The organism is Amycolatopsis cynarae, from assembly GCF_026802195.1.
Taxonomy (GTDB): domain Bacteria; phylum Actinomycetota; class Actinomycetes; order Mycobacteriales; family Pseudonocardiaceae; genus Amycolatopsis_E; species Amycolatopsis_E rhizosphaerae.
The window spans coordinates 2,608,084-2,622,632 of the sequence record NZ_CP113836.1 but is presented as its reverse complement, the minus strand read 5'-3'; the positions used below and the strand labels follow the sequence as shown (position 1 = coordinate 2,622,632).

Below are 14,549 nucleotides of genomic sequence, written 5' to 3'. Positions count from 1 at the left end.
AGGGCGGCCCCGTGAACCCAGCCCGTCTCAAGGAAGAAGGGGCGGATCCGCCGGAACCGGCGTCGACGGTGCCGCGGTGATCACCGAGTCCAGGATCCGGCGGGACGTGGTGAGCTCGTCGATGGCCTGGTCGATCCGCTCGCGCTCCCGCCGCAGCTGCGCCACCAGGTCCGGGCAGGTGGGCACCAGGCGTTCACCGTCCTCACGGATGCACGGCAGCACCGACGCGATCGTCGCGGTGGACAAGCCGGCCGCCAGCAGCCCGCGAATGCGCCGCACCACGGCCACGTCGGTGGACAGGTATTCGCGATATCCGCTCGGCCGGCGTTGCGGCCGGAGCAACCCCTGTTCCTCGTAGTAACGCAACAGGCGTGGGCTCACCCCGCTGGACCGGGACAGTTCACCGATCCTGATCGTCCGCACCGGCATGCGACCCCCACCACACCCTCTTGACTCTCACATTCATGTGAAACTTTACGGTCCGCGGCATGGCATCCGCAACGACCTCGACCGCCGTCCCCCCGCCCGCGACGTCGGGACGGTCCGCCCTCGTCCTCGCTGGTTTCCTCCTGTCCATCTTCGCGATCGGCACGGCCGAACTCCTGGTAGGAGGCCTCCTGCCGCAGATCGCCGCCGGACTGCGCGTGTCCGTGGCAGGCACCGGCCAGCTCGTCACCGTCTACGCCCTCGGGGTCGTGATCGGCGGTCCGCTGATCACCCTGGTCACCGCCCGCCTGCCCCGCAAGGGGCTGGTCCTCGGGCTGACCGCACTGTTCGTGGCCGGCAGCCTCGTCTGCGCGGTCGCGACCTCCTACGGCCTGCTGGTGGCGGGCCGGGTGCTGGCCGCGCTGTCCCATGGGACGCTGTTCGCCGTCTCGATCATCGTGGTCACGACCATCGTGCCCCCCGAGCGGACCGGCCGCGCCATCGCCATTGTGGTGTCCGGACTGACCGTCGCGACCGTGCTGGGGGTCCCCCTCGGTGCCCTGCTCGGCCAGGCCCTCGGCTGGCGGACCCCGTTCCTGGCCGTCGCGGTCATCGCCGCCGCGGGCTGCGCCGTCCTGGCCGTGGCGATGCCACGCACCCCCGCACCGGCCACCGGCATCCGTTCCGAGCTCCGGGTCCTGCGCCGCCGCCCGGTGCTGCTGGCCATCGCCACCACCGCGATCGGGTTCGCCGGAACGGGCACGGTGCTGACCTACCTCGTGCCCTTGCTGGTCCAGGTAAGCGGCTTCTCCAGCGGTGCGGCGTCCGCCCTGCTGCTCGCCTACGGCGTCGGCAGCCTGTTCGGGAATCTCGCCGCCGGGCGGCTGACCGAGGTCTCACCCGCCATGACGGTGCGGATCGTGTTCCTCGCCCTGACGGTACTCCTGGCCGCCCTGCCGTTCGCCGCCCCTTCGCGGCCGGCCACCGTCGTCGCGGTGCTCGTCTTCGGGCTGCTCGCCACCGCCACGATCGCACCGCTGCAAGGCCTGATCCTCCAGCACGCCGGGGACGCGCCCACCCTGTCGGTCGCCGTGAACGTCAGCGGGTTCAACCTGGCCAACGCACTCGGCTCGGCACTCGGGGGCGGCCTGGTCGCCGCGGGCGCGTTGCGGTGGACCGGCCTGGCCGGTGCCGCCCTCGCGCTGGCCGGTCTCGGACTCTCCTGGCTGGCGACATCCCGCCGGCCCTGATCCCGCCCGAGCACTTCCCGTGAGGGGACCCCTCACGGCGAGGGAAACTCAGTCGCGGCGCTTGCCGGTGAGCAGGCGGTAGGCGGCCAGGATGATCAGCGACCCCAGGATGGCCAGTCCCCAGGTGCGCAGGTCGAAGAACTTGCCGAGCTGCACGTGGAAGAGGGTCTTTCCGACCCAGCCGCCGACGAAGGCTCCGCCGATGCCGAGCAGCATGGTGATGATGCAGCCGCCCGGGTCCTTGCCGGGCATGAGCATTTTGGCGATCACCCCGGCGATCAGGCCCAGCACGATCCAGCTGATGACGCCCACTGGCTGTCCTCTCGTCCGCACGACGGCGTGGCCCGTGGCTTCCCTCACGGCGAAGCCACGGGCCACGTTCCTGGCGGCACAGGATGTCAGGCGGCGCCCGGCCGCGGCACACCGGCCCCCGATCTTGATCTCGGGACGGGATCAGGCCGAGGTGGCGCACCCGCCCACGGCGTTGCTCCACGTCGGCTGGACCGCGAAGGTGCCGGTCGATTCGGACAGCGCGGTCAGGCCCTGCCAGGCGCACAGGTCGCCGTTTTCCTCACCACTCGAATCGAGCCAGCCGTTCCCGGCCTGCGGATCGGTTTCGGCCTCCGCGTATTCGTGGCCACCGACGATGCTGAATCCGTCGAGCTTGTTCCGTACCGAATTCGCGCCGCATCCGGAACCGGCATCGAGCACGTACGGCATGTTCGTGTAGGCGACGTTGCCGTTCCAGTCGTGCCAGGCGCAGAAACCGGAGTTCGGGAAGCCGTCGGGGCTGGTCCCCGAGGGGCTGACCACGAAGATGTCGGCATTGACCCCGGAGACACCGAAGTGGCTGGCGCCGCGGTTGGCCTCGGCGGAGATGGCCGACTGGCTCGCGCTGGACGGTGCGGCGGAAGCGCTGTCCACCCAGGCCCCACCGAGCACCGGGTTCCCGCTCGAGGCGTTTCCGCTGTTGTCGGTGTACTGGTCCATGACGTTGCTCCACCGCTCGGATCCGTTGCCCAGCCCGGCGAAGTAGTTGGTCAGATAGGACTGGACGCCGTTGGCGTCGCTCTTCCACTGGGAGCCCCAGAACACCAGGTACACCTTGGTGTTGTGCTGGACGGGGCCGCCGCCCCACTGCAGGCCGCTGCTCGCGGCCATCGGCCTGGCCTGCGCACCCACCCGGTGCATGACGATCTTGTGATGGGACCCCTGCTGGTGCACGGCCGTGGCCGCACCGGCGCTGCCGGGTGCCGCGACCGCCACCGCGACCGCACTCGCGCAGACCGCGGCCCCGAAAAGGACACGACGAAGCCTTCGTTTCAGCGACATTTCTATCTCTCCGGTTTCTTGGGGGACCTGACGGGAGATGACGAAGGGAAAGGTACCCAGCGCACACACCAATCCGGAACCGACTTTCGTCGGCAGCGTCGGCGCGAATTCCCTTTTCGTGCCCGCGGAAGTAAATTCCGGTTCACCCCGGGCAGCACAAAGCGATCGAAATCGCCACCTACCACCGTAGGGAGGAGCCGAGGATTTATCGGCCCATTTCGGGTGTTATCGCCGAACGGCGTCGATCACCGGCAAATGCGACCGCGGACCGGAAAGGCGGCGATACGCCGACGTCACCCGTCGAGCCCGCGGCCGTCGTGAGCCTGCCGCAGCAGCCGCACCAGGGAACTCCGGGGACTGGCGGCAGGGAGCACGTTCCGGACCCGCCGCAGGGATTCGGTGAAGGAGGAACCGGTGACGAGTGAACCGTACGCGGCCGCCACCAGCGGGGTCCTGGTCTGCGCGTGAACGCAGTGCACGAACACGCTTTTGCCCTCCTCGCGGAGCGTCTTCACCATCTCGGCCGCGTCGGCGACGACGGCGGCCACGTCGTTGTTGGCGTCCTCCTGATCGACCAGCCAGAACTCGACGTGGTCACGCGGATCCTCCGTCACCGGCACCTGTTTGCCGCCGAGGCGGCACAGCGAGACGACCGCGTCGGCCACTCCCGGCCGCAGCGCCCCCACCGATCCGAGCAGCACCCCGCCGTCGTCCGGATGCGCACGAACGATCTCCGGCACCCCCGCGTAGGACGGGATGACCGGCGCGGACGGCCACCCGTCGGCGTCCGTCCCGCCGCCCTCGGCGGTCAGCAGGGCCAGTCGCACCAGGTCGCGGGCTCGCAGCCCGGGCCAGCCGTGCACCAGGCGCCGCCACCGGGCCGGGACGAGGCTGCCGCCGTACCGGGCACCCAGCAGCGCACCGGCGATCGCCGCGACGGTGTCGGTGTCACCGCCACCGTCGACCGCGCGAACGACACCGTCCACATAGGACGAGGCGCGGGAGACCGCGGACCAGGCGGCCAGCAGGGCGGCGACCACCCATCCGTTGTTCCCGGCGTAGTGTTCCGGCCCGACACGCTCGGCCTGATCGAGCAGTGGCCCCCAGAAGGCGGCATCGACGTGCGGGAGCCCGCTCCGCACGTCGAGCGTTCCCGTCCGGACCGCGTGCTCGATGGCCGAACACCACAGGACGCAGGCGTCGCCGGCGACCGGGTCGTGGTGGGTCAGGGCACTCACCGCGCGCGCCGCCCCGGCGATCGCGGCCGGGTCGCCGAGGTGCGCGAGCGCGACCGGAGCGGTGCGCATGAGCGAGCCGTTGCCGCCGGTGCGTCCGGTCTCGGCGTGCAGCCGGGCGGCGATCCCGGTCAGGTCGGCGGCGGTACCGCCGCGGCCCGCCGCCTCGCCGAGAACACGTCGGGTCTGCGTGCCGATATCGGGTGGGTCGTCGGCATACCATCCCCGGAAGCCGTCGGCGATGGCGTTCAGCGCGTCCTCGGTCCGCAGGTCCAGTCCCGTCGCGGCCACCCGGGCCAGGCATACGGTCATTTCCGTGTCGTCGCTCCACTGTCCGGGCGCGTACCCGCCCAGCCCACCGCCGTGCATCCGCGGCTGTTCCTCCAGCGGCCTCGAGCCGTATTCGTAGGGCACGCCGAGCGCATCGGCGACGGCCGCCCCGAGGAGCGCTCCGGCGGCACGGTCGGCCTGCCGGGCGTTCAGCCGCCTCACTGGGCCACCACCAGTTCATGCCTCGGGTTGAGCGCCGTGGCGTGCACGGTGCTGCCTTCCCACACCAGGCAGTCGAGCAGCACGTACTCCGATTCTCCCCGCACCTGGCTGCCCAGACCGGCCTCGCGCTTGTCGGCGAGGTGCACCTGCCCCGCACGGTCGACGAACCGGCGCGCCCGGCGGCCGGGGGTGGGCACCGGCGGCAGGCCGACCGCGTCCACCGCTGCCGCCCGCAGCAGCGCATCCCACGCCTGCCTCAGGGTGTCCGGGCAGTCGAACACCTCCAGCAGCAGCGGCTGTCCCGCGACCCCGATCAGCACACCGCTCTGGAACGGCAGGGGCTTCAGACCGGCGACGAGTTCCCGTGCCTCGCGCTCGACCGCCTTGGTGGCCTGCGCGAGGGATGCGGTTTCACTGCGGCCGTAACGCTGCTCGTAACGGTCCACCTCCGACCACACCGCGTCCTGGCCCTCCCGCGTACGGACCCGCACCCGCGGCGGCACCCTGGTGCCGGTGCGGGCGTGCCGCCGGGCACCCGCCCAGCGGTCCTTCTCCACGCACTGGACGTCGAGCACCTCGCTCGCCCCGGCGCCCACCAGCACCGTGCGCGCGGCGACCCGGTGCTGCCAGCCACCCTGCAGCAGTTCCCCCTCCAGCACCAGGACCGGCCAGGATCCGGAATTCGTGACGACGAGCTCCTCGACGACGGGTCCCTCAGCGCGCTCCTCGACGGCAAGACTGCCGGTGCCGAGGTCGTAGCGGCGATCGCCGATCGCGCCACCGTTCCAGATCGGGAACACGGTGAGCGCGCCACGGCACGCGGGCTTGCCCAGGTGCAGATCCAACAAGTGCACGAACCCCACTCCTCGTTAGTTTGCGCGAACTTGCGCTAACAAATAAGAGCAGACGTGCGCTAACTTGGCAAGCATGATCTGGAAGGACGAGCACGGTAAGCGGCTCAGCGACTACCCGCACCCCTCGGTTGCCGTCGACGTCGCCCTGCTCACCGTCCTCCGCGACGGCCGCCGGTCCCGCCTGGCCGCACTACTGCACCGTCGGCCGCGGGAGCTGAGCTGGGCGCTTCCCGGGACGTTCCTGCGCCTCGACGAAAGGCTCGACGAGGCCGCCCTGCGGGCGCTGCGGGACAAGGTCGGGGTCACCGGGCAACACCCGCGGCAGCTCAAGGTGTTCGACGACCCGGCACGCGACCCGCGCGGCCGGGTCCTCAGCGTCGCCCACGTGGATCTCGTCCGCGCCGGCCGCCTCGAAGACCGCGTGAACGACGAGGTCATCCTGGCCCCGATCGACGGGTTCGACGTCGTCCTCCCCGGCGAGCGGGACGAACTCGCCTTCGACCACGCGGACGTCGTTCGCGAGGCGGTCCGCTGGGCCCGATCGGCCTACGACGAACGCCCCGACCCCGCGGGACTCCTGGACGCCGCGTTCACGCTCTATGAACTACGGCGCCTGCACGAAGCCGTCTCCGGCGTCCAGGAACTCCAGAAGGACACCTTCCGGCGTCACATGGACCCCCATCTCGAAGAGACCGGCGAATGGAGCACCGGCACCGTCGGCAGGCCCGCCCGGCTCTACCGGCGGCGCACCCAGACGGGATAGCGGGGGAGCATCGCGGCGAATCAATCGCACCGATGCTCCCCCGCTACCGGCCTGTTCAACGCTTTCCCGAAAAGGGCGCCGCCGTCCCGGTGCGGGTCTTCCGGGAGGCCGCGAGGATCCCGGCGAGACCGGCCGCGATCGCGGCGAGCTGGGCGAGTATCTGCAGCCAGGTACCGGCGAACGGGCCGAGCCACGCGGGCTCGGCCAGCCGCGGCAGCGTCGTGCCCGAGGCGACCGCGCCGACGCTGAGGAACAGCGCGACGAGCAGCCCGAGCACCGGCATCCACCGCCACCGGACGACGGCCACCAGCAATGCCGCGACCGCGAGGATGATGGGCCCCGGCGGCACCTTCGGGTAGGGCACCCCGGTGAAGATCTGCACGAGCACGCCCACGCAGGCCAGCGCCAGGAAAACCGCCAGCATGCGGCGGATCCCGCCGAGGTCCTGGTCCTTCTCGTTCGCCATCGCTGACCGTCCCCTCGTGTTTCGTCCAGGCCCCGGAATCGCCGGGGTGAAGTTGTCCGAGGGAAGTGACTCATGGCGCGGGGGTCCGAGTCGTCCGAAACGGCTCGTATCTTCCGGCTACGCACGACGCCGTACGAAGCGGTACGACCACCACTGGGGCCGGGCAGCAGAACTCAGCGCCCCCGCGGCGCGCGGCCGGGCTCGACGGGCGTCAGCCGTCGGCCAGCCTCGCGCGCAGTTCGGCCGCCTCCTCGTCCCGCCCGAGTTCCGCGAGCACCGCGCCCAGCGTCGCGGCGGCACCCCGGTGGATCCGCTCGCCGTCGCTCAGCGCCGCCAGCGCCTCTCGCAGCACCGGCTCGGCGTCGGACGCGCGTCCCGCCTCCCGCAGCACCTGCCCGAGGGTCACTTGCGCTCCGGCGGCCCGCTCCGCTGCCCCGGCCGCCCGGAAGCAGGCCACCGCGCGCTCCGCCCGGCCCACCGCCTCGTCCTGCGTCCCCGCGCCGCGCAGAATCCGCACCGCATTCCCGTGCAGTTGCGCCTCGTGCCACGCCTTCGCGGCGGGCTCCTCCCCGGGCAGGGCGGCGACCGCTTGGTCCGCCTCACCGAGCACCACGAGTGCCCGCTCCCGTCGGCCCGCCCAAAACAGGGAAAGCGCTTCCTGGTACCGGCAGTAGGCCACCCGGTACGGGTCGTCCGACAGCGCCGCGGCGTCACCGGCTTCCCGATAACGCTCGGCCGCCGAAGCGTCCCGGTCCAGCCGGTCCAGCAGGTCGCCGCTCTCCGCCAGAAGCTGCGCCAGGGCGCCGGTTTCCCCGCGCTCCCGCCCGTGGGCGATCATCTCTTCGTACCGCGCCACCGCCGCGCCGAGCTCACCCATGGCCTGGTGTGCCTGCGCCAGGAGGTAACGGCACCCGTCGGCCGCGGACGACTCGCCCAGTTCCTCGTACCCGTCGATCGCCTCCTCGGCCACCTCGGCGCAGTCGAGGTGCTGTCCCGCCTCCTGATAGGCGACCGCGAGGGCCTGACGGCACTCCGTTTCGAGACGGCGTTCTCCGGCGGTGCGCGCGTAGGACACCGCCGAGACGAGATCGGGGATGGCCTCCGTGGCCCGCCCCGAGGCGGTGAGCAGATGCCCGTGCCAGCGCAGTACCGACGCCCGCAGTGCCGGCGGGGCCGAAGCGGGCAGGCCCGCCAGCGACTCCGCGGCCGCCTCGAGGGCGCCATCCCGGTCCCCCTTGGCCTGCCTCAGCATCGACAACCGGTAGCACGCGACGGACACCAGCCGGGGCGCCTCGGCCTTCCGGTAGGCCTCCACCGCCGCGGCGGCCACCGGTAGGGCCTTCTCCGGATCGTCGATCGAGGTGAAGTCCAGCCGCGCCCAGGCGACCGACCCGGACACCAGAGGATCGTCGCACCGGCGCGCCGCGGCGTCCGCTTCACCGAACAGTTGCTCGATCTCGCCGGTCTCACCAGCCGACGACAGACCCGCGATCAGCCGGAGCAGGGCCCACACCAGCCGCGGGCCGGTGGTCCCGCCGTCCCCGGCGCGGAAATGCGCCACGCCGGAACGCAGCAGTGGCAGGCCTTCGGCCGCCCGCCCGTGCTCGCACAGCAGCAATCCGAGCCGTCCCAGCGCCGCTTGCCGACGGTCCTCGTCGCCCCCGGCGGCGAAATGCCCCGCCGCCTCGCGGTACTCCGCCTGGACGAGGTCATGGTCACCGTCCGGCTTGGCAAGCACGGCACGCAGCACCACGGCGCGCCCGGTGAGCACGGGGTCGTTCTCCCCCGTCTCCTCCCGGCGGGATTCCGCGCGGCGCAGGGCTTCCTTCGCAGTGTCGGTCTCTTGGCGCTGGAGGCTCTCCTCGGCGCGGTCCAGCAACTCCGCCGCCGACAGCCCCGCCCACACCTCGGCGGGCGGGACCTCCGCGACCACCGGCACACTCCGCCCGGCCGTGGCCGACAGCGGAAGATGGTCCGCGACCGGTTCGGCGGCGAGCAGCGCCCGGACGCGTCCGGACTGGTGCGACGTCCCGTTGCGCGCGTCGAACCGCGCGGCGATCTCCAGTGCCTGCGTGGCGAGGGTGTCCCGCAACTCGTCGGCGGTCGGTTCCGTGGCGGGCCGTTCCCGGTGAGCCGGACGGCGGATCTTCAGGTCGCCGTGCCCCGACTCCCCCACCCGGCGCAGCAGCAACGCCGCCGAAGCCGCGAACATCATGGCGGAAAAGGGTGTCGGCGCCTCGTCCAGCCACCCGAGGTGGCGGTCCAGCAGTTCCAGTCCCCGCGCCTCGTTACCGGTGCGCGCGCAGAACTCGACGTGATCGGCCAGCATGCCCAGCTCGCTGGGGCGTGTTCGCAGCACCCGGTAGGCACGCCGGTGCGCCTCGCGGGCCTCGGCGGCCCGGCCCGTGCGCGCGTACGGCAACAGCAGTGAACCCAGGATCGCCTGCGGCTGCTCGCGGCAGGTGGCCTGCCCCCGCAGCACCGGTTCCGCGACGGCGATCGCTTCCTCGTCCCGTCCGCGTTCGCTCAGATGGCCGACGCGGTCGGTGGGTTCACAAGCCAGGCAGTCCGACAGTCCGTCCCGGGGCGAGGCCACCCATTTCTCGTACCAGGCGTCGGCCGCGGCACGGTCGCCGACGTGTTCGGCGGCGTGGTGGCGGTAGGTGTAGACCGCATGCGGGCTGTGACCGCCGGACTGGAACCGGCGTTCCATGTCGTCCAGCGCGGCCGTCACCCGGGCCAGGGGAATCTCGGGGAAGGTCGTCATCGCGCTGACCACGTGCTTGAACGACCACAACAGCCGGCGCTCGACCCACGGCTCGTACTGCGCCGGATTGCGGTCGAAGTCGGCCAGGCAGCGCGCAAACGGGACGAACATCCTGATCTTGGCCGGGCTGAAGGTGTAAGCGGTGATCATCTGCAGCCGGATGTCGAAGGCCAGCCGCTCGTGCTCACCCGCCTCCGCGTGCTGAAGCAGATCCTCCAGGCGCGCGTTCTGCGCGTCCCCGTATGGCAGTTCCCCGGCCTCGCGGAGCAACCCGCGCAGATCCTCTTCGGTGTGTCTCACGCGGCATCCCCCTGCGGGTCGTGCACGGCCCATTCCAGCAGGCCGGAGAAGGAACGGTTGAGCAAGGCGGAATCGGCGGGCCGCAGCGGGTGGTGGCCGAGCAGCAGCGCCTGGACGTAGAGGGCTTCCACCGCCGTCATGGCGAGCCGGGAATCGGGCAGGCCCGCGATCCGCCGCAGCAGCGGGCTGCGGTGGTTGAGCATCAGCTGCGGCCGGTCGGAACCGGTGCCGTCGAGATCCCCCAGCAGGTCCGCCCACAGGTCGTCGGCGACCTTCCTCGTCGCCCGCAGCTCCGCGCGGTGCACGCTTTCCCGGTCCACCAGGTAGAGCGCGGCCAGTGACGGCGGTTCGAAGGCCCGCAGCGAAACCTCGCAGTCCAGGCGGTCCAGTGTGGCCTGTGCGGTGGACAGGAACGGCCGCAACGCGAGTTCCGTGGCGGGATCGACCAGATCGAAGCGCGTGGCCAGCTCCGCCGCGTCCAGCCTGCCCACCCGGACGTCCGGGTCGATCGCGGGCAACCGCTCCACGATCGCACTGTGGTAGGTGTAACCGCCGTTGACCAGGCCGACCCCCTGCGCGGCGGCGACCGCGGCCAGTTGCCGGAACTCCTCCACCGACGGTGTGTACCGCACGGTGTCGAACCGGCGGCGGAACTCGGCCAGCGGGACGTACCCGGCGTTGGTCTCCATCGGCAGCCAGCGGTCCACCAGGCGCAGCATCTCGTCGTCGTGCACCGCGAGCGCCTTCACGCCCAGCTGGTGCACGCGCAGGAACTCGGTGAGCCGGGCCGTGCTGGTGGTGGACAACTCCATCAGCCAGTCGCGCAGCCGCGCGCCGAGTGCCTCGCGGGTGCTCTCCAGCAGGTCGTCCTCGTAGAGGGCTTCCCGGCTGGCGGTGGGGCGCAGCTCGGTCACGTCGACCACGCACCGGACGAAGAAGGCCCACTCCGGCAGCAGCCCGTCGACGGCTTCGGCGAGCAGCATCCGCTTCAGGTAGACGCGGTGGCCCCCGCGCGCCGCGGGATTGGCGGCCTGGGGCAACACGAAGGCCAGCCCGGTCAGGCCCGCCTCGGGCACCGACAGATCGACCACCGCGAACGGGGTGAAGCCGAAAACGTCTTCGGCGTAGGCGGCCAGGGCCTTTTCCCGGTCGGCGACCGTGGGGTACGCGGCCCGCCAGACCGGCCCGTCCCCGGTGACCACCCGCCCGTCCACCGTCACCTCGATCGGCAGCAGCCCGCCGAACAGCCGGGCCAGATCGGTGATGACCTCGCCTTCCAGCCACTGGCCCGTGCCGGGCCGGGGCACCAGGATCACCGTGCTCCCGGGCTCGGCACGTTCGGTCGCGGCGGGAGACACCTCGTACCGGCCGTCGGCGTGGCCGCGCCACTGGACCGTCGGCCCACCGGTGGCCGACCGCGTCAGCACCCGCACCTCGTCGGCCACCAGGAAGCACGACAGCAGCCCGATCCCGAACTGGCCGAGGAACTCGTGCCTGCCGAAGCCGAGATCGTCGCGTTTCGAGCTGCGGCCGATCGTGGCGAGCAGCTCGTGCACCTCGGCCTCCGTCAGGCCGATCCCCGTGTCGTGCACCCGGACGGTGCCGTCACCGGTGATGGCAGGCGATTCGATCTCGACGCGCGCCGGTGCCGCGGGGTCGAGGGCGCGGCGGGCCGTGATCGCGTCGACCGCGTTCTGCAGCACTTCCCGGACGTAGACGCGAGGGCTGCCGTAGAGATGGTGGCTCAGCAACTCCACCACGCCGCGCAGATCGACCTGGAAAGCCCGCTCCACGAAAAACCCCCTGATCTCCTCGAGCCCGAACCGCACGCCGGGCCACGACCGTAGGTGAACACGGGGCGGCAACGGAAGCGAAAATGCCGGAGCGCCAGCCTATCCAAGCCCGCCGGGGAGAAGCGGCCGGGTCGGGCGCCCGCGTTGGTCCTTTCGGCGGCAATCGCGCGTCCTGTCGGCGCCCCTTTCTTGACAGCGGCCGCGTGTCGCGCGTCACACTGGTCGGTGCGCGGAGCCGAGGAGGGTTGCCCATGGCGTGGCTGGACACCTTCGGTTGTTCCTCCTGCGGCCTGCCCGTCCTGTTCCACGGCGATCCCCGCCACCCCGGCCACGTGGTGATCGACCACGTCGCGGGAGCGCCCGCGGAAACCGGTTCCGAAGGCCTGCCGGATCTCCGCTTGCTGCACCGGTTCTGCCGCCGCCGGGTCAGGGCCGGCCGCGACGGCTGTTCGATCGTGCTCCGCCGCGCCTGGCTGGGCTGGGCCACCGTCGCGTTCGAGGCCGGGCGCGACGAAGAGCGTTACGGCACAAGGCATTACCTCAGGTTCGGGCTCCACCCGGGGCGGCTGCCCCGGCCCGAGGAGTTCCGCAGGCATTGGCGTATCCGCAAGATGTGCTGCGCCACCCGCGCGTGCCGCTACTACACGCGCGCCCGCGCCGCCCACCCCCTTCCCGGCGTAACGACAGCGGAGGACACGTGCTCGTTCGGCTGATCCTGGGCATCGCCATCACCGTCGTCGCACTGGCCTTCGCCCTGCGGAGGGCGGTCTGGCTCGCCCGGCTGATCGGCTCCGGCCAGCCCCTCCAAGGCCGCACCGAACACCTCGGCCGCCGGGTGCGGACTCATCTGGCCGAAGTGTTCGGCCAGCGCAAGCTCCTCAAATGGTCCCTCCCCGGCGCGGCGCATTTCTTCACCTTCTGGGGATTCGTCATTCTCGCCACGGTCTATCTCGAGGCGTACGGAAGCCTGTTCAGCGAACGGTTCGCCATCTGGTGGATCGGTCACTGGTCCGTGCTCGGCTTCGCACAGGACTTCATCGCCGTCGCCGTGGTCGTCTCGCTGGCCACCTTCACCGTCATCCGGCTCCGGCAGGCCCCCCAGCGGCGGGACCGGGCATCCCGGTTCTACGGCTCGCACCTCGGCGGCGCCTGGCTCATCCTGTTCATGATCTTCAACGTGGTCTGGACGATGTTCCTGTTCCGGGGCGCGTCCGCGGCGGCGGGCACCTTCCCGTACTCCTCGGGCGCCTGGGTCTCGATCGGCCTCGGCCACCTGCTCGCACCGCTGGGCCCGAACGCGCTGAGCGTGCTCGAAACCGTCGGGCTGCTGCTGCACATCGGCGTGATGCTGGTGTTCCTCAACATCGTGCTGAACTCCAAGCACCTGCACATCTTCCTGGCACCGGTGAACGTGACCGTGAAGCGGCTGCCGGACGCACTCGGCCCGCTGCCGCCGATGGAGTCCGGCGGCAAACCGATCGACTTCGAAGAGGCCGACGACGACGCGATCTTCGGCCGCGGGAAAATCGAAGACTTCACGTGGAAGGGCATGCTCGATTTCGCCACGTGCACCGAGTGCGGCCGCTGCCAGAGCCAGTGCCCGGCGTGGAACACCGGGAAACCGCTGTCCCCCAAGATGGTCGTCATGGACCTGCGGGACCACCTGTTCGACACGGCGCCGTACCTGCTCGGCGGCAAGGACGCCGAGGACCGCCCGCAACGGCCTCTCGTCGGCCCGAAGAACGAGGGCGGCGTCATCGAACCGGACGTGCTGTGGTCGTGCACCACGTGCGGCGCCTGCGTCGAGCAGTGCCCGGTCGACATCGAGCACGTCGACCACATCGTCGACCTGCGGCGCCACCAGGTACTGATCGAATCGGCGTTCCCGACCGAACTCGGCACCCTGTTCCGGAATCTGGAGAACAAGGGAAACCCCTGGGGGCAGAACAACTCCGAACGGCTCGACTGGGCCAAGGACCTCGATTTCGAGGTACCCGTCTGCGACGGCATGCTGGACGCCGACGTCGAATACCTGTTCTGGATCGGTTGCGCCGGCGCGTTCGACGACAACGCGCGCAAGACCATCCGCGCCACCGCCGAACTGCTGCACAGCGCCGGGGTCCGCTTCGCGGTCCTGGGCACCGGCGAGACCTGCACGGGTGATCCGGCCCGCCGTTCCGGCAACGAGTTCCTGTTCCAGGTGCTGGCCCAGGAAACCCGCGAAACGCTCGACGCGGTCTTCGAGGGCCGCGAACCCGGCCGCCGAAAGATCGTCACCACCTGCCCGCACTGCCTCAACACGCTCGGCCGTGAATATCCTCAACTGGACGGGCACTACGAGGTCGTCCACCACACGCAGTTGCTGAACCGGCTGGTGCGGGAACGCAGACTGGTGCCCATCGCCCCCGTGGACGGCACCACCGTCAACGGTGTCGGCCCGGTCGCCGGCCGGCCCCTCACCTACCACGATCCCTGCTATCTGGGGCGGCACAACAAGGTCTACGAACCGCCCCGGGAGCTGGTGCAGGCCACCGGCGCGACGCTCACCGAAATGCCACGGCACGCGGACCGAGCGCTCTGCTGCGGCGCGGGCGGTGCCCGCATGTGGATGGAAGAGAAGATCGGCAAGCGCATCAACGCCGAACGCATCGACGAGGCCATCGCCACCGAGGCGGGCACGGTCGTCACCGGCTGCCCGTTCTGCAAGGTGATGTTGACCGACGGCCTGGTGCAGCGGCAGAGCGAGAACCAGGCCACCGGCGTGGTGGTCCGCGACGTCGCGCAGGTGCTGCTGGAGTCGGTGAAACGCGCCGACACCCACCCCGCCGCCACACCGCCGCAAACCTCGTCCCCCGTGGTCTGATCCCGCCG

General features: G+C 71.2%; 12 protein-coding genes. 4 read left to right on the top strand and 8 right to left on the bottom strand.

Annotated elements, in window-relative coordinates; all coding sequences use genetic code 11:
• Positions 1–27 precede the first annotated feature (27 nt).
• On the bottom strand, positions 28–429 hold the full coding sequence (locus ORV05_RS12380; protein WP_268758621.1) for a MerR family transcriptional regulator: 402 nt from the start codon (positions 427–429) through the stop codon (positions 28–30).
• A gap of 59 nt (positions 430–488) precedes the next feature.
• Here ORV05_RS12380 and ORV05_RS12375 point away from each other — a divergent pair, with 59 nt between their 5' ends.
• Positions 489–1,676: an MFS transporter gene (locus tag ORV05_RS12375; RefSeq protein WP_268758620.1), complete on the top strand. Its 1,188-nt coding sequence runs from the start codon at positions 489–491 to the stop codon at positions 1,674–1,676.
• A gap of 48 nt (positions 1,677–1,724) precedes the next feature.
• On the opposite strand, the gene ORV05_RS12370 is transcribed toward ORV05_RS12375, so the two are convergent.
• The 4 genes from ORV05_RS12370 to ORV05_RS12355 all read right to left on the bottom strand — a co-directional run bounded on the left by ORV05_RS12370 (position 1,725) and on the right by ORV05_RS12355 (position 5,589).
• Positions 1,725–1,988, bottom strand: a complete 264-nt coding sequence (locus ORV05_RS12370; RefSeq protein WP_144587586.1) for a GlsB/YeaQ/YmgE family stress response membrane protein — start codon at positions 1,986–1,988, stop codon at positions 1,725–1,727.
• A 141-nt stretch (positions 1,989–2,129) separates the two neighbouring features.
• A complete protein-coding gene (locus ORV05_RS12365; RefSeq protein WP_268758619.1) occupies positions 2,130–3,008 on the bottom strand; it encodes a hypothetical protein in 879 nt (292 codons plus the stop codon).
• Between the two features lie 293 nt (positions 3,009–3,301).
• Positions 3,302–4,735, bottom strand: coding sequence for an ADP-ribosylglycohydrolase family protein (locus ORV05_RS12360; RefSeq protein ID WP_268758618.1), 1,434 nt, complete (start codon positions 4,733–4,735; stop codon positions 3,302–3,304).
• Entirely contained in the window at positions 4,732–5,589 is an 858-nt protein-coding gene (locus ORV05_RS12355) for an ARPP-1 family domain-containing protein (RefSeq protein WP_268758616.1), read from the bottom strand. Before ORV05_RS12355 ends, ORV05_RS12360 begins: the two co-directional genes overlap by 4 nt.
• 73 nt (positions 5,590–5,662) lie before the next feature.
• Here ORV05_RS12355 and ORV05_RS12350 point away from each other — a divergent pair, with 73 nt between their 5' ends.
• A complete protein-coding gene (locus ORV05_RS12350; protein WP_268758615.1) occupies positions 5,663–6,352 on the top strand; it encodes an NUDIX hydrolase in 690 nt (229 codons plus the stop codon).
• 55 nt (positions 6,353–6,407) lie between these two features.
• Here ORV05_RS12350 and ORV05_RS12345 read toward each other — a convergent pair whose 3' ends face one another.
• The 3 genes from ORV05_RS12345 to ORV05_RS12335 all read right to left on the bottom strand — a co-directional run bounded on the left by ORV05_RS12345 (position 6,408) and on the right by ORV05_RS12335 (position 11,678).
• The gene (locus ORV05_RS12345) at positions 6,408–6,818 is read right to left on the bottom strand and encodes a hypothetical protein (RefSeq protein WP_268758614.1); all 411 of its coding nucleotides are present in this window, start codon (positions 6,816–6,818) and stop codon (positions 6,408–6,410) included.
• Positions 6,819–7,029: 211 nt separating this feature from the next.
• Positions 7,030–9,885 carry a hypothetical protein gene (locus tag ORV05_RS12340; RefSeq protein WP_268758613.1) on the bottom strand — a complete coding sequence of 952 codons (2,856 nt, stop codon included), beginning with the start codon at positions 9,883–9,885 and terminating at the stop codon, positions 7,030–7,032.
• Positions 9,882–11,678 carry an HSP90 family protein gene (locus ORV05_RS12335; RefSeq protein WP_268758612.1) on the bottom strand — a complete coding sequence of 599 codons (1,797 nt, stop codon included), beginning with the start codon at positions 11,676–11,678 and terminating at the stop codon, positions 9,882–9,884. The genes ORV05_RS12340 and ORV05_RS12335 overlap by 4 nt, the downstream gene beginning before the upstream one ends.
• 251 nt (positions 11,679–11,929) lie before the next feature.
• Between ORV05_RS12335 and ORV05_RS12330 the strand changes: the two genes are divergently transcribed.
• Entirely contained in the window at positions 11,930–12,391 is a 462-nt protein-coding gene (locus tag ORV05_RS12330) for a hypothetical protein (RefSeq protein WP_268758611.1), read from the top strand.
• The gene (locus tag ORV05_RS12325; protein ID WP_268758609.1) at positions 12,376–14,541 is read left to right on the top strand and encodes a (Fe-S)-binding protein; all 2,166 of its coding nucleotides are present in this window, start codon (positions 12,376–12,378) and stop codon (positions 14,539–14,541) included. The genes ORV05_RS12330 and ORV05_RS12325 overlap by 16 nt, the downstream gene beginning before the upstream one ends.
• Positions 14,542–14,549 lie beyond the last annotated feature (8 nt).